The organism is Limnospira fusiformis SAG 85.79 (assembly GCF_012516315.1).
Taxonomy (GTDB): Bacteria; Cyanobacteriota; Cyanobacteriia; order Cyanobacteriales; family Microcoleaceae; genus Limnospira; species Limnospira fusiformis.
Window position 1 is genome coordinate 6,377,511 of sequence record NZ_CP051185.1, and the last position, 22,924, is coordinate 6,400,434.

A 22,924-nucleotide genomic window follows, 5' to 3' on the forward strand; every position below is an offset into this window, starting at 1 on the left:
GAGATTTAATCAGGGCTACTTTATAGTATGACCTGTTGTGGAAGGTTTAACACAGAAACAGGGTGTTACTGATGGTTTAAACTTCCCCAGGGATTCAATGTTTCCGGTTGCTTATGGATTTTTAGGTTGAGTTATGAACCAGGATATTAGACAATGGTTGGATGAAATTAAGCGATTGCAAGAGCAGTTAGGACAACTGCGATCCGATCGCGATCAGGCTTTAGCTAGTGCCGACCAGTGGCGAGAGCGTTATAATACGGAAGCCCAGCAGCGCCGAGAAGAGGTGCGCCGCCATCAAGATGCGATCGCTCAACTGCGCCAAGAACTTGAACAACTACAGAATAAATTTGGTATTGCTAAAAATGAGATTCTGACGCGAGTACAAACCGAGCGGGAGGTTGAGAGCTTGGAAACCGTGGAGGAGTTGAAAAATAAGATTGTCCAGATTACCCTAGAACGCGATCGCGCTAGGGAACAGGTCTACCAAATAACGGCAGCCTTAGAGAAAGAGAAAGCCGATCACCTAGAAACCCGCAACAGTCTCACTACCGCTTTAGGGGACACCATGGACCTGCTCACCAAGGCTCAAAATGCCGGAAAGTCCAATAGTTAATAGTCCGGTATGGGAAACTCGGCGCTACAGGAGGGCTACAGGAGGGGGGGGTGGCACTGGAGTTGAGCAACCCCCTCCCATTGGCTAAAATCCCATAGCTTTAGCTACTGCGTCCAAATTAGCAGCAATACCCTCTTTAGTGGGGTTATTACTGTGTTTGATAGCCACGTCGGGGTCTTTTAAGCCATTACCTGTTAAGACACAAACTACAGTGGCTCCTGCTGGTACTTGGTCTTTGACTTTCAGCAGTCCAGCTACGGAGGAGGCGCTGGCGGGTTCACAGAAGATGCCTTCTTGGGAGGCTATAAGGCGATAGGCGTTGAGGATTTCTTCGTCAGTAACGGCGCTAAAACTGCCTTGGCTGGCTGATTGGGCTGCTATAGCCATATCCCAACTGGCGGGGTTGCCGATACGAATGGCGGTGGCGATAGTTTCGGGATGGGTGATTGGGTGACCATTAACTATGGGGGCGGCTCCGGCTGCTTGAAATCCCATCATCCTAGGGAGGCGATCGCATTTTCCTTCTGAATGATACTGACAAAATCCCATCCAGTAGGCGGTGATATTTCCGGCATTTCCCACAGGGATACACAACCAATCGGGTGCATCACCTAAAGCGTCTACCACTTCAAAGGCGGCGGTTTTTTGTCCTTCCAAGCGATAGGGGTTCACCGAGTTAACTAGGGTGACAGGATATTGGCGGGAAACCTCCCGCACAATGGTTAGGGCTTCGTCAAAGTTTCCTTCGATAGCTAAGACTTCCGCACCATAAAGGAGAGCTTGGGCTAGTTTCCCCAGGGCTACATAACCCAATGGAATCAGGACAAATGCTTTTAATCCGGCACGACGCGCATAGGCTGCCGCTGATGCTGAGGTGTTACCTGTACTGGCACAAATGACGGCTTTGGCTCCCTCTTCTTTCGCTTTGGATATAGCCATAGTCATCCCCCGGTCTTTAAATGACCCAGTGGGGTTCAATCCGTCATATTTCACATATACCTGCACCTGTTTTCCGATTTCGGCGGCAATGGTGGGGACTGGAATTAGGGGGGTATTACCTTCTTGCAGGGTGACAACGGGGGTGGCTGAGGTAACAGGTAGATAGTCCCGGTATGCTTCAATCAGACCGGGCCAGATATTGAGTTTTCTTTCAGTTGCGGGCAAAGTCAGGGTCATTTCAATGTTACAGTTTGTTGTTTTGGGCTAAATTTACTTGACTTTTCAAGGTTGCCATGCTATATAACTTGGGGCTAATGGGTTAATCAGCCCTTGAGTCTTACTCAGGTGAAAACGGTTTCGCGCCTGTCACGTAAAACTCCTGGGAAGGTTGGAAGCTCCGTGATTGATCACGGAGAGGAAAACCGACTCAAGCGGCTGACCGCCGCCAGCACCCCCTTGCGGGGTAGAGGGGTATGGTTGCCCCTCCATGGAGCTATGGTTGGCTCCGACTCCCTTGCGGGGTAATGTTTGCTTCGCCAATGTTCAGAGTCGGTACTATCCAAATCGCACGTCCTTAACCCCTTAGAGATGTTTAACGATTCGGTTCTAGGGCCTGGAACTAGCACGCATTCCAGGGTAGGAACTTTAACTCTTGCTCTGAACGTAGCCAGTTAAGGCTTAGGCTGGTCAGCTACCTGAAAGGGGGGCACGAAGCCCCTGTGCTTCAGCCGGGGGTGCTGACCCTTAACTCAGTTTACTCCTGATGTAAACATCCAGCCACTTGCCTTGGGGGGCGATGATGTTTTTCTTAAAAAGAGTTTAACATGGAGTGAAAATATAGTTAAGATTTGTTGATGTGCCAGTTAAGTTTATAAATCCAACTAATTACTGATGCCAACTCCTTCATCGACTTTATCGCGTCCACAAAATCTGTCATCCTTGCCGTTGTCTTCAGCTTCCGGTAAAATCGACAAGATGCCGTCTATATATAGTGTTGATCAGCAAGTGAAGTTTTTGCATCTTCAGGCTGAGGTGGACACTCTGCTGCTAGAATTACAAACTCTCAAGCAAATGCGATCGCTTGGTCCCACCGACCCGAAAAATTAGGCCCAATCCCGCCAGGGGGCCAATAATCAGCAATCAGAAATTAGCGATCGCGATCGCAGACGGTGTGCTATAAATGATCAGACTACACTTAACCGTCTGAGGGGTTGATTCAACTATTTGGAATCAGCCAGTCTTGGTTGAGGATTGCTCTCAATCTCAGGGTCAGGTAACTCCATCAAAAAAGACCGCTTAGGCGGGTTAATTGGCTGAGATACCATTACTGTAGGTTGGGAAAGTTGTCGGCTACCTTAGCAGTTAAAAAAGCACATTCATTCAGAAGCCAGGCACCAGTAATGGTGGCTTGGTTTTCCCTTAAAATTCATCTATGACCCTATCAATTGTAAAGTCTGAAGATTCATCGTCACGCCCCTCCGCAGTTCCCTCGGATTTGCGCTTGAGAGATATTATTAACACCCTTCCTAGTGATGTGTTTGTCCAGGACCGATACAAAGCTTGGATGACAGTAATCATTAACGTTGTCATGGTGGGTTTAGGATGGCTAGGAATAGCGATCGCTCCCTGGTTTCTCCTTCCGGTGTTGTGGGTATTTACAGGGACCGCCCTCACCGGATTTTTTGTGATCGGACATGACTGCGGACACCGCTCATTTTCTCGGAATGTTTGGGTAAATGATTGGGTAGGTCATATCCTGTTTCTGCCGATTATATATCCCTTTCACAGTTGGCGTATTGGTCACAACCAACACCATAAATACACTAACAGAATGGAGTTAGATAATGCTTGGCAACCCTGGCGTAAAGAAGAATACCAAAACGCTGGTAAATTCATGCAGGTGACTTATGACCTTTTCCGAGGTCGCGCCTGGTGGATTGGTTCCATTCTACACTGGGCAAGCATTCACTTTGACTGGACAAAATTTGAAGGTAAGCAGCGCCAACAGGTTAAGTTTTCCTCTCTGTTGGTCATCGGCGCGGCGGCGATCGCATTTCCGACTATGATTTTAACCATCGGAGTTTGGGGATTTGTCAAGTTTTGGGTCATTCCTTGGTTAGTCTTCCACTTCTGGATGAGTACCTTTACCCTACTTCATCACACCATCGCCGACATTCCCTTTAGAGAACCCGAACAATGGCACGAAGCCGAATCCCAACTATCAGGGACTGTTCACTGCAATTATCCCCGCTGGGTTGAGTTTCTCTGTCACGATATCAACGTTCATATTCCCCACCACGTCACCACCGCAATTCCCTGGTATAACCTCCGTACAGCCTACGCCAGTTTACAGGAAAATTGGGGTGAATATCTCTATCCTGAGTGTGATTTTTCCTGGGGTTTAATGAAGCAAGTTGTTGACCACTGCCATTTGTATGATGAGAATAACAATTATCAGTCAATCTCTGACTACAAAAAGAGTTTAGCGGTCATTGATAATTAATAATTAATAATTAATAATTAATAATTATTAATTGTAGGTGCGGGTTCTGGTGTAAGTTTCTTGACCTCCGCCTGAGAAACCCGGTTTCTTTGAGAAACCGGGTTTCTTGACTTCTTGACCTCTGTAAATCATCAACTCCCCAGGAGGATATGAATAAACCCGCCCCACCCTTTCGGCTGAGAAACGAGAAACCGGGTTTCTTGACCTCCGCCTGAGAAACCCGGTTTCTTTGAGAAACCGGGTTTCTTGACTTCTTGACCTCTGTAAATCATCAACTCCCCAGGAGGATATGAATAAACCCGCCCCACCCTTTCGGCTGAGAAACGAGAAACCGGGTTTCTTGACCTCCGCCTGAGAAACCCGGTTTCTTTGAGAAACCGGGTTTCTTGACTTCTTGACCTCTGTAAATCATCAACTCCCCAGGAGGATATGAATAAACCCGCCCCACCCTTTCGGCTGAGAAACGAGAAACCGGGTTTTTTGACCTCCGCCTGAGAAACCCGGTTTCTTTGAGAAACCGGGTTTCTTGACCTCCGCGATAATAATTAATTATTAATTATTAATTATTAATTATTAATTGTAGAGGTTGGTCGTGATTGACAGAAATATCGAATTATGTTATGGCTATAGGGAGATAGATGTATAACCTCATAGCAATACCAGCTAAAGACATTCACTTATGTCAAGCCCCACCGTCAGCCGGAACTGGAAACCGATAATCAAAGAATTTGCCGCCGTTGTAGGTAAGCGGGGGGTGATTCAGCGACGGGAAGAACTCCTAGTTTATGAATGTGATGGACTAACCAGTTATCGCCAACGTCCCGCTTTGGTGGTCCTTCCCCGCACTACAGAAGAAGTCGCAGCAGCAGTGAAAATATGCGATCGCCATAATATACCCTGGGTAGCGCGAGGGGCGGGAACTGGACTATCAGGAGGTGCATTACCTGTAACTGATTGCGTGATGATTGTCACCGCCTTAATGCGCCAAATTCTGAAAGTAGACCTGGAAAACCAGCAGGTCGTCGTACAACCTGGCGTGATTAATAACTGGGTAACTCAAACCGTCAGCGGTTCAGGATTTTACTACGCCCCCGACCCCTCCAGCCAGATTATCTGTTCCATTGGTGGTAATGTCGCTGAAAATTCCGGTGGTGTTCACTGCTTGAAATATGGAGTCACCACTAACCACGTCCTCGGCTTAAAAATCGTTACCCCTGACGGGTCTATCGTCGATATAGGCGGTTCAATTCCCGAAATGCCAGGATATGACCTGACGGGTTTATTTGTGGGGTCAGAAGGGACCCTAGGCGTGGCTACCGAAATCACCCTCAGAATTCTTAAAGCCCCCGAATCGATTTGTGTGCTGTTGGCAGACTTTGCTACCATTGAAGAAGCTGGGCAATCCGTCTCTGATATTATCGGGGCGGGGATTATTCCTGGTGGTATGGAAATTATGGATAATCTCAGTATTAATGCCGTGGAAGATGTCGTTAATACCGGATTATATCCCCGAGATGCTGGGGCGATTTTATTGGTGGAATTAGATGGTTTGCAGGTGGAGGTAGACCGCAATAAACAGCGGGTGGCAGAGATTTGTAAACAAAATGGCGCGCGGAATATTACTACCGCCAATGAACCCGAAAAACGCTTGAAAATGTGGAAGGGTCGGAAGGCGGCATTTGCGGCGGCGGGTCATATTAGCCCCGATTATTATGTCCAAGATGGGGTGATTCCTCGGACTCAGATGGCTTATGTATTGAAAGAAATTGCCGCTTTGAGCGAAAAGTATGGCTATCGCATTGCCAATGTCTTTCATGCGGGAGATGGGAATTTACATCCTTTGATTCTCTATGATAATTCGGTGGAAGGTGCGTTAGAAACCGTCGAAGAAATTGGCGGCGAAATTTTGAAAATCTGTGTTGATGTGGGGGGGAGTTTGTCCGGGGAACACGGTATTGGGGAAGATAAAAAGTGTTATATGAATCAGATGTTTAATGAACAGGATTTGGAAACTATGCAATGGGTGCGATCGGTTTTTAATTCTAAGGGTTTGGCTAATCCTGGTAAAATGTTCCCTACACCTCGCACCTGTGGAGAATCCGCTAAAGTTCAGAATGTTAAGAAGTTTGATGGGGCTGAGGTTTTTTAAGACCTAACATAACCTGGTTACTGTGTCAAGGCAACTTAACAAATCTTAACTATCGGCAAGGGTGGGACTCAACCGACCCGGATAATCATCTTCCCACCTATAGCTAATCTGGGAGGTTGCGCGATCGCCTGATCTGACCTAGGATAAAATCAGAATGCCCAACCTAGATAATCTCAATTAATTGCCTTTACCATGACTCATTCTGCCCCTGATGCTGATATCTGGCCGCAACTTCTCCAACAACTCCTAGATCATCAGTCCCTTTCCACCGACCAAGCCTCAATGTTAATGGAAGGATGGCTCAGTGAGTCTATCCCCCCTGTCTTATCCGGGGCGATTTTAGTGGCTCTGCAAACCAAAGGAGTATCTGGGGAAGAATTGGCGGGAATGGCGAAAGTATTACAAGCGCAGTCCCAATCAGGAAATTTACCCACCCCCGGCGCAGATGGTTTGAAATCTAAATTTTCCCTAATCGATACCTGTGGAACCGGGGGAGATGGGGCATCGACGTTTAATATTTCTACTGCTGTGGCGTTTGTGTGCGCCGCCGCTGGGGTTCCGGTAGCTAAACATGGGAATCGTTCGGCTTCGAGTAAAGTTGGCTCTGCGGACGTATTAGAGGGGTTAGGAGTGAATTTAGGAGCGCCCCTAGAAAAGGTGAGGGCGGCGGTTGAACAGGTGGGGATTACTTTCCTATTTGCACCGGGTTGGCATCCGGCTATGAAGGCGGTAGCGCCCTTACGTCGAACTCTGAAGGTGCGGACGGTATTTAATCTTTTGGGACCTTTGGTTAATCCTCTGCGTCCGGTAGGGCAAGTTATTGGGGTGTTTGATCCGAGTGTTTTGGATGCGATCGCCGAAGCCCTAGGACATCTTAACATAGAAAGGGCTATTGTCCTCCATGGACGGGAGGGTTTAGACGAGGCGGGTTTAGCGGATGGTACGGATTTAGCTATTCTATCTGAGGGTAAGGTAATGCGATCGCTCCTGAACCCAGAAGATTTAGGCATCAACGCCGCCCCTATTAGCGCCCTGAAGGGGGGAGAACTTGCCGACAATATGGAAATTTTAACCCAGGTGCTACAAGGGAAAGGAACGACCCCCCAACAAGATGCTGTGGCGCTCAATAGTTCCCTAGCTTTACAGGTGGCTGGAGTAGTTCCACTCCAGGAACATCACCAAGGCTATAGCCTGGCGCTGGATATCCTCCAAAGTGGGGCGGCGTGGTCGAAATTACAGGAGTTGATCAAGTTCCTGAACTAGCTTTAAATAAGGCGATCGCTCCTAAATGGTAGGTTTAAATGGTGCGATCGCTCCTAAATGGTAGGTTTAAATGGTGCGATCGCTCCTAAATGGTAGGTTTAAATGGTGCGATCGCTCCTCAATGGTAGGTTTAAATGGTGCGATCGCTCAAATTTATCAACTCCCAACAAGAGTTATTTCAATCTCCGTTCAGCGATTGATAACACCAGCTAGGACGGCGTAAAAGATTGAAGGTATCCAAATATTTAATCTCCCGATCTTCTTCGATAGAGTCAACCGCTTCTTTCAAGATATTCATCGGATTGTTAACATTCCACAATGGATGAATGATTACTAAGCTCTTAGAACCCAAATTAAAGCCAGGTAAAGTACCGAACACTTTAGGGGAAAAACTGCCAAAGGATGAACTAAAACTATCTCGCAATTTTGTAGCTTGGTCTTGCCAATTTTCTAAGTCTGGAGTCGAAAATTTGCCGTTTAAGCCACAAGGAAAATTCTCGTCAGCTAGAATTCGCAGCAAGGACAATCCTAATCGCCAATCGAGCAAGCCGTGGTAGTTCATATTACGGTATTGCCGCAAGCAGTCATAACAGGACGAGTCACAATTATGACGATGTTCTGAAGATATCAGAGAACCAGCAAAGGTGTTGGCATTTGGGTCAGCATTGACTATTTGAGCGAGGATTTCTTGCCAGTGATTAGCAAGCCAGTAAGTAAAGCCGGAACCATTGGGAAGGCGATCGCTAATTACGAGTTCTCCAATGTTCTCCCCAGTGGTTTCTAATGTCACCTGCCGTAAACCACTGATATCTATTTCTTCTGGATCGATGTCTAATTTTTCTGCTGTCACCGCACGAACGATAAAAGCGGCTGAGTAGAAAGCAGCTTTCACCCCAGAACCGGGTGCCAGAGGATCCAGACATAAACCAGACGGAACAGTTGCCGGTTTAATTCGTAAAACCCCAGTAGTTTTTGGGGCGACAATTGCGATCGACTCTGATGGCTCTTGGGGTTGAAATTGTACTCCCTCTTCACCACCTTTTTGGAAATTAGCATGTATCCACTGATTTGGTAATTTCCTTAGATTCTTGCCGGATAGAGAAGCAGTTCCGATTGCTCCTTTAAATAAATCACCTGCATTGTCATTAACACGGAAAACACGACCTGAGTTTGCAAATGCAGTTAACGTATTCGTATTAGTTATTTGCTTAAACTCTTGAGGCCGTGATTCGGCAACACTTCCGGCACCTGTTAACCTCAAGTCATCTCCGTCTTTAGCATCTGAACCTCGGTTGAAACTGGTACGAAAAGCCAAAGGTACAGCCCATTGGAAAATTCTGAGTCCTTGTTCTACCGTTGCTCCACAATTCGGGCATTCTGCATATTCAAGTTGTTGATGAGACGTTTCCGTATATTGACAGCGAGTACATCTCAACATCCACTGACGCTGAGAAAGTGGTTCATCCGAAGCGGGAACGAGACTCTTTTTCCACAGCAAAGGCGCAGTAAAGCCGATCGCAGTATAAATTCGTTTATCTTTAGTTTTCTGAGAACCGGGGGCAAATTCTGTAATGGCTAAATCTAAGTCGCGATCGATGCTGTAAGTCATCTTGCGAGTTCTGTTCGCACCGTGGTACAAGTTACGCACTCTTGAGGGCATCCCATACATCGGCATAATTCCAGCCTCAGCAAGACGTTCGGCTAATCCTTCCCCGGCTAATTCGCGATTATTGGCGCAACTGTCAATCTGTTGAAAGAGTTCTTCACGCGCGTAATTTTCTAACTGCACTGGATCGATATTTTCAACGCGGACTGCCAAATCATGGACAATATCAGCTACTTCCGGTGAAGTCTCTAGCCATTCGCGGACTGATTCTTGGCGATTTTTTTGACTCAGCCAATCTTCTGTTGTGCCAAATTCTCCATGACTGTCTGGAGGTGTTGGCGCTTCCCACCACCGAACACCAGCGGAGAGAAAGGCGCGTCGCAGGCATTCTTTAGCCAGGAGACGACGGATAATTTCAACTTGCGACATCGACAAAAAGGGAACTGGAGGCGGATCCCCTGTGATTCTTTCGGGATACTGGTAATAAAACTCATCGTGACTGCGACCTCGACAGAGGGTGACAACAATCGCAAAAGCCTGACCGCGACGACCCGCACGACCCGCTCGTTGTTGGTAATTAAAGCGCATTGGCGGCATATTTGCCATGACTACAGCCATTAAGCTGCCGATGTCGATGCCAACTTCCATTGTTGTGGTGACGCTCAAAATATCGATCGTGTCCACAACCGGAATAAACTCTCGTTCTTGTTCGCCAATATTGACCACAATGTTACGAAAATGTCGCTGTCTTTCCGCCTGATTGTCAGTTTGTCCCGTCAATTCCTCGCAGTGCAGTCGAATGGGTTTACGCTTATTCACTGCTTCTGTCGCATAATAATTTCGTGCGTGCAAGTCGGCACAAGTTTGATTAGGTTCGGTGGGCAATTCTTTCTGGCAATTCGTACAGATTCCCCCTGCATGGTGAAGATGTGGGCGTCCACAGGATTGGCATTGCCATACTGGGTCATCAGGAACCGCAACGCGCACCCATAAATGCCGAGGGTCGAGGATTAAGTAATGGTGCTTACCTTCCTTACAAATCGCTGACCATAAAGCGTCAAATACTTTTTGTTCTGAAAGTTTATTTTGACTTGCACATTTCTTCACATAATCTCGTAATTTAGCCCGGGCATCTTTCCATTTACGATCCTCCGACCATGGCTCGATCGAATATGGTGAATCAACCTGTTCATAACGATACAAATCACCCATGACTCGCAGACAGCCATCACAGATATTCTGAAAAACTTGTGGGGCAACACCGCATTCAGTCGCCAAATTTTCTATGGTTGCTGAGGGTAAATTAAGCCGAACGTAGCCTAACCCAGCCGCTTCAATCCCAAAGTAAAGACGACCAAAAAGTGGATCGCAAACCTCTGATTGGACTTTAGGACGAAGGGTATTTTCACGCCTTTCCTGTGCTTGAGGGGATAAATCCGATTTCCATCCTGGATTTTCACTGTTCAAGTCAAACAATTGTGTCCAATGATTCCACCGATCCTCGTAGGAATAATCCTGATAAAGTACATCATTACCAGCCGGATTTACACCTAAACTTGCCAATCGTTCAATCAGCAGCCCAGGGGCTTGATTTTCTCCTTCAAATAAAACTCGAATAGGAACTGTTTGCGTTTCACCTCTTTGCTGAATCGCCTGTAATGCTGCTTGGGATTTTTCTTGTTGTTCTTGAAATTGTTTTAATAGAATAGATTGCAGTCCAGACGGCAAGGATGTGTTGGCTAATTCAATCTGCTCCTTTAAGTTATTAACAGAATTAGGGTTTCGCTGGGCAAATTGAATCGCTTCAGGACGGATTGGTTTTCCCTGTTCTTGTAAGTCTTCCAAAAGTTGTGATTCACCAATAGCTAATTGTCCGAGTTCATCAAAGATTGCCTCGCGAACCAAGTCATCGTAGTGAGCTCTTTCAATGCCATTAGAGATAGAAGCGGCATCTTCACGACTATCAGAAAATACCACCAGTTTGCGGGAATCTTCTGTGTCAGGCAACTGATAAAACAGTTCTTTAGAAAGCAATTGGCTAACTTTGGAAAAGCCGGTACGGAATCCTCTAATCGGTGATTTGCGATATTTTCGGTTTGTATGGTCTGCACCGCAACTCGGACAAATAGAGGGTAATGCACTTATTGCTGCCTGTTTGTCTGGTAAGGCTTTTCGCAGGTGAAAGACATAACCCTGAATCCATTCTTCAGGTGTATCGGAGTCCGGTTCTCCAAGAAGCACTCGACCGCTGCGAGTATCCAGAGATGCTTGGTCCCAGGAAGCTTCTTCTTTCTGTTTACTGCCACTTTGTTTTGATGGCTGCTTCCATGACTGGTAGGGGTCGAAAGGAAAGTCACCTTTCCCAACTCCCATTCAAAACCGTGCTTGATACTTTCACATCACACGGCTCCTGATGTGGATACCCTATTTTGTCAGTAGGAACAGGGTTACTACCCCCTGCTTTATGACTTCAACTTTAGGAGCTATATACACCACGTAGTCTTTAAACTCGCTCACGGTCGTAAGCACTCTTACATCATCGCAGTCTCTATATCCACACCGTGACTAGTGGGCATATCCCAACCATTACAGTTAGGCATTAGCTTTCAGTCACATCCTTTCCCCTTATGGGCATACGCTTACACTTTTCACTACTCCAGTGAGTAATATTGCTCACTTTCTTATATGGAGAGCCTAACAGGGGTTTCAACGTTCCGTATATATGGGCATTCCATCTTTAGATTTGTCCTATCCACCGGGGTACTTTTAAAGGTCTGTGAAGATGGCTAGTCAAGTCCTCTTCTTTTCCCCTTGTTCTTTTGAACGCAGCGTGTCAACCTATTTCGCTACCTCGATATTACGATGGTTCAAGCCAGACATTCGGTTTCCCTAATCATGGATGGTTGGCAGTGGTCGGATTTTGGGAATGGGTTTTCCCTCACGCCTTCCGTTCCCCGCTTCAATCCCAGATTTGTGATTTCTGAAACTGGGGGTGGCTATCGCCTTTACTCTTTCCCATAATCACCCCAAGTGGGTTGAAATACTCCTCCTAAGTATACTTGGACGGTATTTTGTGATTTCTTAAAATGGGATTGACCTTGAGTTCCCTGCCTTGCTTAGTGCAACAACTCACTAAACGTCGGGACATATATACAGTTAAGGGGTTAGACTGGTTGAAGGTCTAATTTTCCCTCTAGGAGGTTATTTCAGGCATTGCAGCCTTATTTCACTCCTAAACGTCTCGCACTAACATCTTTATCGATATCTCTTGAAGGCCAAAAAACTGCATATTCTGGGTAGGTTCGGCGCTCCACAAGCTTGGCTGCTTGGCGGTCTGGGATGCCTTCGATATCTGGTTCTGTTGGTAAAAGTTCCCAACCCTCATTATTTGGTAAAGTCAAACGATTTCCACCCAAGAATACAGTGCCACATTGTTCGCATCGGAGTAGCTCTAAGACTCGATATCGATCGCAGAGAATGGGTGGATTTTCGACATAAAGTCTGCCAATCGGTCGATTTTCGCTGCATTCATTTTCATGACAATCATAATTTGGCTTAACGCAAGCCCACAATCCCTCGATATTTCTGAAAAACCAGTGCAGTCTGAAAGATGGCAAAGATATTGAGCCATTATATAGACCTCGCGCCATCAGCAAACCTCTTGCCGCTTGTCGCCGCATCTGTGGGTCTAAATGGTTGCCGAAAATACCTTGAGCAAAGCAATCTATAGAAACAGCGCGGGTTTGTTCTGACTTGGTGCAGCCATGAAGCATTCTCGCTCGGACAGAGGTACTCTCAGATTCTATAATTGAGCGGCACTGTTCGTATTCAGGGAATTGACGTATTTCTTCTTCAATAGTGTTATCTATATTGTTGCTCTTGGAAGATTCAGCTAAAGCGATAAAAGGTTCGGGACAAAGAAGATAGTCCCCTTCGATGGTTGGAATTTCTTCCAGACTTCCGGGGATGATTTGTTCGGAATGCCATTCAGTGCCAAAAAATTGCGATAGGAATTCTAAACTTTCTGGATCGTTGGGTTCCAGAGAGGCGCTAGAAGCTAAAATTCTCAGTTTGGGGTGTCCGGGATGAAGTCCTAAGCGTTGTAGCAGCAAACGCAGCAAATAGGCAACTTCCGTCCCAGACGTTCCCCGGTAAAGGTGCAACTCATCAACGATTAAATGAAAAACGCTGTCATCCTTTTTTAACCATTCTTTAGTTTTCTCGAATATATCTTTATCTACATCCCGCATCAGCATGATACTGAGCATACTGTAGTTGGTAATCAGGATGTCAGGCGGCTCGTCTTGCATATCCCAACGGCAGCGCATTTCTGCCCCATCTAATCGAGGAAAAAAGAAGCGAACTTCACCGTTGCCCGTTTCGCGATCGTGTTCATCTGCAGCCTTCGCAGATAACTCGAGCTGCTTCATTTCATCTACCAGCTTGTCGATTTTGTCTTTGTTTGGGTTGCCCTTTTCCTTGAGTTCATGTCCCGGTACTGGCGTAACGCCGTTGTATCTGCCAAAGTAAATCCGATTGCCATTTCTATGTTGTTTGAGCCATTCTCTAGCCGATTCGGAATCGAGGGCGCGGCGAAGTCGAGTAAGCTGGTCCTCCACCAGGGCATTCATGGGATATAAAATCAACGCCCGTACTGCTGCATCGCGGGTTTCATGGCTTCTTTGAGGAACGCGATAAGAACGCTGCATTCGCTGTCGTTTGGTGACTTTTGGATTGCATTGATTTTGCCAATCTTCATTTTTCCACCAGTCATTGAGATGAGGAGGTTCTGAATTGGGAGCGTCCCAGTTTCTTGACTCTCGGACAAGGTAAGCAAATAAGGGCAAAAGAAAAGATTCAGTTTTCCCGGAACCCGTCCCCGCTGTAACCACAGCGTTTTGTCCTTGTAAAGCTCTGCGGAGCATTTCAACTTGGTGGCTGTAGAGTTGATAATCGCCAACCAGTCCACAACCTGCTAGTTGTTTAAATTCTGCTAAGGTCGTCTCGTCTAAGCCTGGAACGTCTTCTAAGTGTAGCTGATGGATCGTCTGACCAGAACGCTGGTATTGAGGCAGTGGCTCTAGCCAGGGTTCCTGATAAAATACACCAGGTTCCCCCAGAAGCCTTTCTCGCTCCTGTTCGATTTCAGGAAACTTAGTACCGAACGCGGTTTTAATGTAGAGTAAGAAGTTATCGCGGATTTTATCGAAAGCTCCAATGGGATCGTGCATGGGTGTTTACCTCATCATTAACTGGGTGAATGTTGGTGGCTTTTCGGTTAGATGTGATTCCAACTAAACCTTCAGATTTTGAATAGACAACTGCTGGCTCAATTTTTGTGCAATCATTTCGGCGATTTGGGGTGGGATATCTCGGAATAATTTAAACTTTTTCGTTTGAAGATTGTCGAGTTTTAAGTTTTTTATATTTTCTGCTACATATCCAGAGCAGAGAGTCAAACTCCGTTCGATGAGGCGCGGTAGAGTCGCCCCCATAGGAACCGCCACGATCCATCGTTGCGGGTCATAGACCAAAACATTCAACCCCAATGCCTTCAAAACGGCGTAGCGTCCCCAGCACTGATCTATTTCTGTAGATTTTACCTCTTTCCACAAATGATAAGTGTAAATTTTTCTTACAGGATTTTTGTATTTACACAGACGGACATAGCGATCGCTATTTGGGCTCGGATCAAAACCACAGTAAGCCGGATCGAAGGTTTCGCGCTCCCAGTTTAACTCGGGTGCGTCAGACCATTCGAGGGTCGCCAGGTAATCATCGAGGGAACCCGAAAAATGCAGCAACGACCAAGGGAGGGGAGTCTCGCTGAAGGTGATGCCAAGAGAATCGGCGATCGCCTTTAGTTCCATAATTTCACGAGCTTGAATTGCAATGCGTTGTGGCACTAATGATAACTTGCTGGTTTGGTCTGTCACCTCTAGCTTGATATGATTGCCAATAGACTGACAAATCTGATAAATTTCCTCAATAGTTTGGGGCGATCGCGCTCCTGTTAATATGGCTTGAGGAATCCCAGGTAATGGTAATCGCACCAACGCAGGAGGAGCCACATAGACCCAACTACTATTATCCCCAAATTCAAAATTACAATGTCCAAGCGCATCGAGAGCGCGAACTGTTTCCCATCGAGTTGTTTTGAATTGCTGTTCCGCAGCTTCCAATTGTCCTGGTTGTTTCAGATTTTCAGTGAGTTGGTAAAGGTTAGAAAAGACATCTTTAAAAGAAGACCCCCAAGCCATTTTCTGTTTGGCAGATACCACATACAATAAGCGATCGCCACTGGCATTGTTAACCGGGGATGAGCGCGATGTTTCCTGCGCCTTAGCTTGGATTTTTAGTCGTTTGGCAGTTTTTTGATACTGTTTCCATAAAGAGCGAATATCAGAATGTCGTTCGACCAGTAAAATTTGTTTGCGATCGCGCCACAGCATTTTTTGCCATTGGACTAAATCTCGTGGATCGGGATCCTGTGATTCTATGGGCTGAGAGGTCGCTATATTGACTCCGCAAAATTGGGCTTCATGGTACTTATCACCGACGTAGATAGTCCAGACAGGAGACCAATCAGACGGTGGATATTTGGAGTTTTTAATTTGACCCGATTCTTTGCCAATCCAAAAAATATTTGCAGTCTTCCGAATTGATGATTGAGGTTTAATGGAGGGATGAGATTCCCATGGTGGCAAATCTTCTGTGGCGGTGATAATCGCCCCTTGATTTCCCGAATCCTTAGTGGGATGCTGCAGTTGACCAAAGCGATCAAACTGTTGCTGTTCCCGAACGTCTTTCCAGGTAAAATTTTTGATTAAAGATAGCGATATCCGTCTGATTACCCTTTCCTCTTCACGAGCTTCAACAGTTGTTTTATCTTCGGAGAGTAGCTCGGTGGGTAACGTATAAAGTCCGGTTTGGCGATCGCGAATTAAAAGGCGATTTTGGCAATACACTTGCACCGTATCATCAACACCATCTAACCAAACTTGAGGCACGGCAAAATCAAAAAATTGATTACCCTTATCAAGTCGGATTCCTCCGGCAAAATTTAGCTGAATATTGTTGGGAAAGGCTAGTATGGGATATCGATCTTTCACCCAATCATCATTGCAAGCCTCTGCCACTTTATAAAAATGCCAGTTCTGAGGTAAGCCTTTGGTTATCCGTACTTTTTTAAAGTCCTTACATCCCGATGATCCCCACTGCTCAATTTGTTCACGGCAACTTTGATGGACTCCCAAATAAAAGGGAGTTCCTTTTGTCAATTGTCGCACTTCTACCAGACCCGGCAGCCCCAGCCTGCTTCCCGTCACGAAAATGCGGATGGGAGATGCAGGCAGCTTAAAAGACCATTGCTTATCTAGCGATCGCATCCGTAAGCCCTGACTCCAATCAACCCGAGAAGCGTCAAATGATTTTCCATTGGAGTCGGAAATAATAGATGACCAGTTCTGATCGTGTTCATAACAAGAAAAATCACCATCTGGATTATTCTCGAAATGCAACAACAGGTCATCTTCCGGAAATTCATGTTTGGTTTGGCAACGTAGAGTAATTCTTACATTTTCTGCAACCTCATCGAGTTGGCAACATAAAACTAAGTGACCCAAAATCTGCTGATGGCCATTTGCTGATATAATTTCTGCTGTTCCATCCCAGTTCCGCAACTCATCTATGATTCTTGCGATCAGTTCTTGACGGAAATTGTTACTGCTTGAATGAGATTTTAAGGATGTGAGTGTCCGTTTTCGCAAAAGCCGATTTCCATGTTGAATTATCAACAGTCTTATCTCTTCCTCAGAACCAGGAGACGTGGGATCTAATTGAGCTTTATCAAAAATTGCGGGTAATACTTTCAGTTCTGGTTCGGTTAAAAGCGTCTGAGATAAGGGATAACCGATATGAACATTTCCACCTATACTTTGACTATAAAATAGTCCCCATTCACCACATTTTTCTGTTTGAGACCATTGCTCCAAGTCGTCCCAAAGTTCCCGCATATCTTGAAATCCTGGATAGGGCCCGACTGTTATATTTTTTTCACCGAGCAAATCATACAAATCTGGATAGTAGGAAATCGGATCGAACTTTTCTTCTGGCTTACTAGCTGTCAATGCAAAAAGTGCCAAATAAGCCAGATATCGAGGATATCCTCGTCCTCCCTCTTTGTATTTCCAGTATTCCCAGGTTCGTTTTGCGTTGGTGCAAATATTGCCATTTCTAGTCCCCATATCATTGCTTTTAATGGCTTTAATAAAATCATCAATACCATCAGGATTTCCGATTTCCTCAATCAAGTCTTTGGTGACATACAAGTAGACCCTACGGTTGGCTTTTTCTGGGTTAAAGAAATATTCTGCGATTTTTTCATTCCAAGTTAGGTAATTCATGATCAAAGCGGTTGCGGTTATTTTCGTTTGGCGAGTCGTGTTTCGGATTGGTAGTTGGCTGAAAGGTTCACACTCGGAAGCCAAGATATTCTTGCCATATTACACCAGTGATGTTGGCATCCGGTAAGACCTGATACCATTAACCATTACACTTGGCATGATATTTTTAAGTTCAACCATACTAATGAGCTGCGAAGCCCTCCGCTTGACGGCTAATGGTAAACTCCAATCCCGGCTCCCTAGATTCCTGAATTTTAGTAATTTTTGGTGGCGCTGACCCTAAGTTATTCTAGCTTGGGAAACCCAACCCCAGCCTACAGATAATCACCCCACAGATAATCTGAAAAGCAATAGGGGATATCCTGAACTAGTTTTAATAGTAGCTTTCAATAAGGCGATCGCTCAAATTCACCCACTCCCAACTACTCCCCGCCGCCTCCCACCTCAACAACTTAGGCGTATTTACAACTCACCACAGCCAAAGTCGTCACCCTCCCAGACCGCCAAAAAAGTCAGGCGGTATCAGAAGATGCTACCTGAAATCGATAAACAGACAGAACTATTGGGAAAGGTTGGCCATAATCCGGTAAGGGTGTGGGCTTTACAAAATTTTGGATATCATTTTATAAGTTTCTTATATTTTGCTGTTACTATGACACATAGACCCTGATATGCAGCCCAGTCTACCCATATAGAACTGGTACCTATAGTTTAGGGAACCAAAAGCTCTCAAGGGTTCATGCCCTTTCTGGGTGAGTAGGAGACCTAAATATCTAGTCCCTAGTGGGCTGGAAGTGGGGGCTGGGTTTTTCTTTCTGACAATCTCGGTCAGTAGCTGCGGCTATGATGGATAACTCACCTAGACTGTTTTCGGATCTGTTTAACTTTTCTTCTCAGTTGCGATCGCTCAATACGAGCCATAACGCGGGTGACTAATTCCGGGCCAATAATTGGTTTAGTAATAAAATCATCTGCGCCAGCTTCAAAAACCCTTTGGATCATATCAGAACTTTGATGTCCAGTGACCACCAAAATTGGTAACTCTTCCCAAGCCGGGTCTTGTCGGACGACCTGACACAAATCCAAACCCGTATAGGTAGGCATTTGTACGTCTAAAATTAATAAATCCGGGAGAGTTTGGGTTAGGACTTGCCAAAATTGGTTAGGTTCTCTCAAGCAAATCAGATCAAATCCCCAGGGTTTGAGGATATTTCGCAAAACTTGCAAACAGATAGGATCATCTTCTACAATCAGAATCCGAGCATCTCGGCTGGGGGGTTTGGGGAGAACTTGGGCGATCGCTTCAAAAATGTATTGAGGCGTAACGGGTTTGTGCAAAAATCGTCTAGCCCCCAAACGCGCCGACATAATACGTTCCGACAGGTTATCCTCATAAGTAAAAATCAAAATAGGAATTTCCGGGAAACGTTGTCCGATGTTCTTGAGGAAATCAAATCCTGTCAAATCTTCCTCTGACAAATGGGGGTCTAATAAAATCGCATCAGGGAGAGTTTTGGTCAGCCACTGTCTAGCATTAGTCAAAGTGGAAACCGCTTCTATATTTAAGTTCCAAGCGCCAGCTTGACCTTGTAATTGTTCCGCTAAACTTCGATCAGCATCAATCAGCAAAATTTGATTAGATGAAGCACAAATGTGGCAATATATCGGTTGAGGAGACTGGTTAATTTCATTACATAATTCCCGGATTTTGTCTTGAATTATACTGATATTTTTATGTATAAAACATAAGCCATCATCATTTCTCAAGCAGTTTTCGATATCACGGGCTAATTCCGAACCTCGTTGATAGCCAAAAGAACCCAAACTTCCTGCCAAATTATGAGCAATTTCCTGAGCCTTTTTTTGGGAAATTTCCGAGATAGAATCATCCGAATAATTAATTAAAAACAGGTTTTCTAAAAAACTTACCTCTTCGCCAAAAGAATTTTGATATTTAGCCAAAACTTCCTCAAGATTATGGGTGGATTTCGGCATTAAGGATGTTGAATTATCCAGATATTTCCCCGAATAATCTTCCGTTTCTGGGGGGGGATTTAAGCGATATCCCAAGCCATAGACAGTGGCGATAATATCTCCCATCATCCCCGCATCTTTCAGGGTTCGGCGCAGGTCTTTAATTAAATTAGTGACCGCATATTCGCTAGGTTCATTATCAAAAGACCAGAGTTGGTCGATAATATCCTGACGGCTAAAAATCCGCTGTGGATTTTTCAGAAATAGCAAAAGTAAATTATAGGCTTTGGGCTTAATATCAACGGGTTGGTTATCATAATAAACCTGTGCAGAAGTTTCATTTACCTGCAACTTTTCCCAGGTCAATTGTAATGCTGATTGTGGTAAACTTTGCCTTCTTAATAAAGCCCTAATTCTCGCCAAAAGCTGAGACGGACTGCAAGGTTTAGAAACAAAATCATCAGCGCCAGCATCTAATCCGGTAATGATATCCTCATTAAGATTGCGTACAGTTAAAAGCAAAATCGGTTTGAGAAAACCTTGCTCGCGCAATTGACGACAAATTGCTGGTCCATTGATTCCGGGAAGCATCCAGTCAAGGATAATTAAATCATAATTCCATTCTAAAGCGAGTTCCAATCCGGTATGACCATCAACCGCCAAGTCAACAATATAGTGATAGGCTTTTAACTCGTCAATCAGAGGAATAATTGCATTTCTATCATCCTCAACAATTAAAATTTTCATGAACATCTCCTACTGATGCTATCAGAAACTCTCTAACCCTGACTAACAAGATAGGAAACCGGATAGAAAACAGAAATAACTGTCTACTATTAAGTTTCTCAACTCCTGACAAGTTTTACACAACTCGACAGACAAAGTTAAAGGTTCCCCAAGCATTAACATCTAGTGCGAGATTATCAGTAGAAATCCCGGAACGTTCAACTCCTAGTTTACTAGCTTTTGCCAAATCTTCCAAGACAGCGCGGGAAACTTCCAAAGGATTAGATAGCAATTGCAGCCCATTTGGTGAACTTATGGAAGTTGGCTTTAAACCACGACTAATAGCTGGTAAAGTCTGAGTAAAAGGGAAATGACTAATAATTAGATAGGTTTCAATCAATCCAGCCGGACCCCGCACCAGTTCTCCTAGGGTTTCGGTGTTGCTAGTTCCGCCATTAACATTAGCTGGGGGGATACTCATGGTTTTACCAGCCTCTACCCGTAAAACCTGGGGTAAAATCATAGAACTGTCTTCAGTCTCAACTATGGGAGGTCTAGTAGCATCATAAACGTATGTTTGACCACGACTGTCGAACAAAAACATGATGAAATATAGGGGGAGTTCACCATTATTCTGCAATTGCATCTGAATGCGACTTTCCTTTGGTATAGTCGGTATACCAAAAGTTTCGGAACGGTGCGCTAACCCTGGGGTAGAATTACTATGATTCGAGGCATTTAGGATGAGTTGTTCGGTTCCCTGATGGGATAAATCAGGGGTTTCTCGTTTAGCGATCGCCCTTGACTGGGGAGTTAACATAGCCAGGGTAACTTTGGCTTTGAGTAAGTCGGAACGTTCATTTTCGGTCAGACGCAGCAACTTAGCGGCTAATCGAGTTTTCAATTGGGGAACTAATCGCTGTACGGCGACTTTTACGGCTTCTCCTCCTTCTCCGGCCGTATCAGGAAGCACCACTTGACCGGGGGAAAATAGACCATAATGCCCTTGGAATAATGAATTCAGGGGAGCAGTCGAATTTTGAGCAATAGTAGTATCCCGAACGCGACTCAGTAGATAATCCATGGGTTGGTCGTTGCTGGCGATAGAGACATCAGCAACACTAGACAAAGCACTGGTCGCATCGACCCTTTCAATGCGATCGAGTTTAGGGTCAAGACCAATTTTTAAGTCAATGTGGCGAGGTAAAACCCGAATAGTCTCTTTAATAAATTGGCCAGATTCAACGGCAGGTGACTTGATACCACCAACTTCTAATGTGAGTACCTCAGCGGTAGCGTGCAATGAGTTATATCCGCGAATTTGAAGTTTTGGCAGCACCTTAGATTCTGTACTCTCAGTGTTTGGTACAATGGCAAATAGGGAATTAACATCTCCCGATTCCAGTACACAGCCAGGTAAACCCGCTAGTAGCAATTCCGTACTTTTTCCATCCCCCGTCACGGTCGTAACAATTCCATCGACTGGGGGTGATTTTAGTGGTAGCTTAATCATGGGTGAAGGCGAGTCTTCAGTCATTCTCCCTTGACGCTGAAGCTGAGGTTGCTGGTTCGGTCCGGTGATACGTTCTACGGCTCCGGCTACACGACCTAGACTTTCTTTCAGGTCGGAGGTGGCTGTCGCATTCCAGAGAGTTTGAGTCAGGCTATAGGTAAATAATCCGGCCCTGAGTCCAGACCAATTGGTTTCTGTGGCTATTTGGGTGGGTGTGCTGGCTGCTAATACTATACCAGGCAATTCACCGCGACGACGCTGTTCTAGTTCTTTGGGGTCGATTTGGTGGCGCTGTAGTAATTCTTGTTGTCGGGTAATGGTGCGATCGCTAATTTGGCGAGAATTGGGACTGGCGGCTGTCCGGATTCTCAGGACTCCCTGTTGAGAATAACCAGGATAAACATAACTGGTATCCAGAATTGTGACTACTTGTTGAGTCCTCAGCGATCGCAGTAATAACCACAGGGTATCCTCCATAATATCGTTAATTGGTTCCCCCATGCGGTCTTGGGTAACATCAACCGGAATTAGGGAGTGCTTGATAGTCGGTTCATCGGGGTTTTGATTAGTATCAGCTACATGGCTGCCATAGCCGCTATAATGAAAGACTACCAAATCCCCTGGTTGCGCTTGGTTAATCAGATGTTCTATAAAGCTAGTTTCGATATTTTCCCTCGTCGCTTCCTTATCAGTCAAGGCGAGGATATCTGAGGGGTTAAACCCAAATCTACCGATTAATAGTTCCCGCTGTAATTCTACATCCGTGACACATCCCGATAACGGTTCTATATGACGTTGGGAGACTTTCGGATATTGATTGATACCCACTAGCAGAGCCAGTTTCCGATGGTTGGGTTGTGCGATCGCCTGCTGGTAGCGATCGCCTAGTTGCCACCAAGCCACCTCACTTAGTCCCAACCCTGCCAGTAGCATACCCGATCTGTTTAGAAATTGCCGTCGCTTTAATGCCATGATCTATTATTCCTAATCCATCTATACCCTGAAACTTAAATCCATCAAGGCTGACCAAATTCTCTAAATCTAGTCACGCGTTTTTGTTGTAATGGGATTAAATGCCGTAAATTAACTTTTATTCCCATCAACATTATTATCTAAAATAGGATATTTTTTTTCTGAAAATTAGACCCCTGATATTGCAAAACAAAATCTGCCACTAATTACCCTCCTGATAGTCCTTGTGTCTCACTCCTATAACTAGATAATATCGCACCC

Annotated in this window: 13 protein-coding genes; 7 read left to right on the forward strand and 6 right to left on the reverse strand. The window is 45.3% G+C overall.

The features are described from left to right. The first annotated feature begins 133 nt into the window (after positions 1-133). Positions 134-613, forward strand: coding sequence for a hypothetical protein (locus HFV01_RS29835; protein ID WP_006622995.1), 480 nt, complete (start codon positions 134-136; stop codon positions 611-613). A gap of 84 nt (positions 614-697) precedes the next feature. Here HFV01_RS29835 and thrC read toward each other — a convergent pair whose 3' ends face one another. Then, on the reverse strand, positions 698-1,789 hold the full coding sequence (gene thrC / locus HFV01_RS29840; protein WP_006668302.1) for a threonine synthase: 1,092 nt from the start codon (positions 1,787-1,789) through the stop codon (positions 698-700). Between the two features lie 108 nt (positions 1,790-1,897). Here thrC and HFV01_RS31590 point away from each other — a divergent pair, with 108 nt between their 5' ends. The 5 genes from HFV01_RS31590 to trpD all read left to right on the forward strand — a co-directional run bounded on the left by HFV01_RS31590 (position 1,898) and on the right by trpD (position 7,467). Beyond that, on the forward strand, positions 1,898-2,077 hold the full coding sequence (locus HFV01_RS31590; protein WP_071776771.1) for a hypothetical protein: 180 nt from the start codon (positions 1,898-1,900) through the stop codon (positions 2,075-2,077). A gap of 366 nt (positions 2,078-2,443) precedes the next feature. Further along, positions 2,444-2,659, forward strand: a complete 216-nt coding sequence (locus HFV01_RS29845) for a hypothetical protein (protein ID WP_008055771.1) — start codon at positions 2,444-2,446, stop codon at positions 2,657-2,659. 325 nt (positions 2,660-2,984) lie between these two features. After that, a complete protein-coding gene (locus HFV01_RS29850; protein WP_006623001.1) occupies positions 2,985-4,055 on the forward strand; it encodes a fatty acid desaturase in 1,071 nt (356 codons plus the stop codon). Between the two features lie 679 nt (positions 4,056-4,734). After that, the gene (glcD, locus tag HFV01_RS29855) at positions 4,735-6,204 is read left to right on the forward strand and encodes a glycolate oxidase subunit GlcD (protein WP_006623002.1); all 1,470 of its coding nucleotides are present in this window, start codon (positions 4,735-4,737) and stop codon (positions 6,202-6,204) included. Between the two features lie 192 nt (positions 6,205-6,396). Next, on the forward strand, positions 6,397-7,467 hold the full coding sequence (trpD, locus tag HFV01_RS29860) for an anthranilate phosphoribosyltransferase (RefSeq protein ID WP_193520706.1): 1,071 nt from the start codon (positions 6,397-6,399) through the stop codon (positions 7,465-7,467). 178 nt (positions 7,468-7,645) lie between these two features. Here the strand turns inward: trpD and HFV01_RS29865 are convergent, their stop codons facing one another. Continuing rightward, positions 7,646-11,446, reverse strand: coding sequence for a helicase-related protein (locus HFV01_RS29865; RefSeq protein ID WP_193520707.1), 3,801 nt, complete (start codon positions 11,444-11,446; stop codon positions 7,646-7,648). A 489-nt stretch (positions 11,447-11,935) separates the two neighbouring features. Here HFV01_RS29865 and HFV01_RS29870 point away from each other — a divergent pair, with 489 nt between their 5' ends. Then, positions 11,936-12,094: a hypothetical protein gene (locus HFV01_RS29870; protein ID WP_006622681.1), complete on the forward strand. Its 159-nt coding sequence runs from the start codon at positions 11,936-11,938 to the stop codon at positions 12,092-12,094. A gap of 200 nt (positions 12,095-12,294) precedes the next feature. On the opposite strand, the gene HFV01_RS29875 is transcribed toward HFV01_RS29870, so the two are convergent. From HFV01_RS29875 to HFV01_RS29890, 4 genes are all read right to left on the reverse strand, one after another. Next, positions 12,295-14,304, reverse strand: a complete 2,010-nt coding sequence (locus tag HFV01_RS29875) for a DEAD/DEAH box helicase (protein WP_193520708.1) — start codon at positions 14,302-14,304, stop codon at positions 12,295-12,297. Between the two features lie 63 nt (positions 14,305-14,367). After that, positions 14,368-17,478 carry a hypothetical protein gene (locus HFV01_RS29880; protein ID WP_193520709.1) on the reverse strand — a complete coding sequence of 1,037 codons (3,111 nt, stop codon included), beginning with the start codon at positions 17,476-17,478 and terminating at the stop codon, positions 14,368-14,370. A gap of 855 nt (positions 17,479-18,333) precedes the next feature. Then, positions 18,334-20,199 carry a response regulator gene (locus HFV01_RS29885; protein ID WP_006623015.1) on the reverse strand — a complete coding sequence of 622 codons (1,866 nt, stop codon included), beginning with the start codon at positions 20,197-20,199 and terminating at the stop codon, positions 18,334-18,336. Between the two features lie 115 nt (positions 20,200-20,314). Beyond that, complete coding sequence (locus tag HFV01_RS29890; RefSeq protein WP_193520710.1) at positions 20,315-22,663, reverse strand: caspase family protein; 2,349 nt, start codon at positions 22,661-22,663, stop codon at positions 20,315-20,317. Positions 22,664-22,924: the final 261 nt, after the last annotated feature.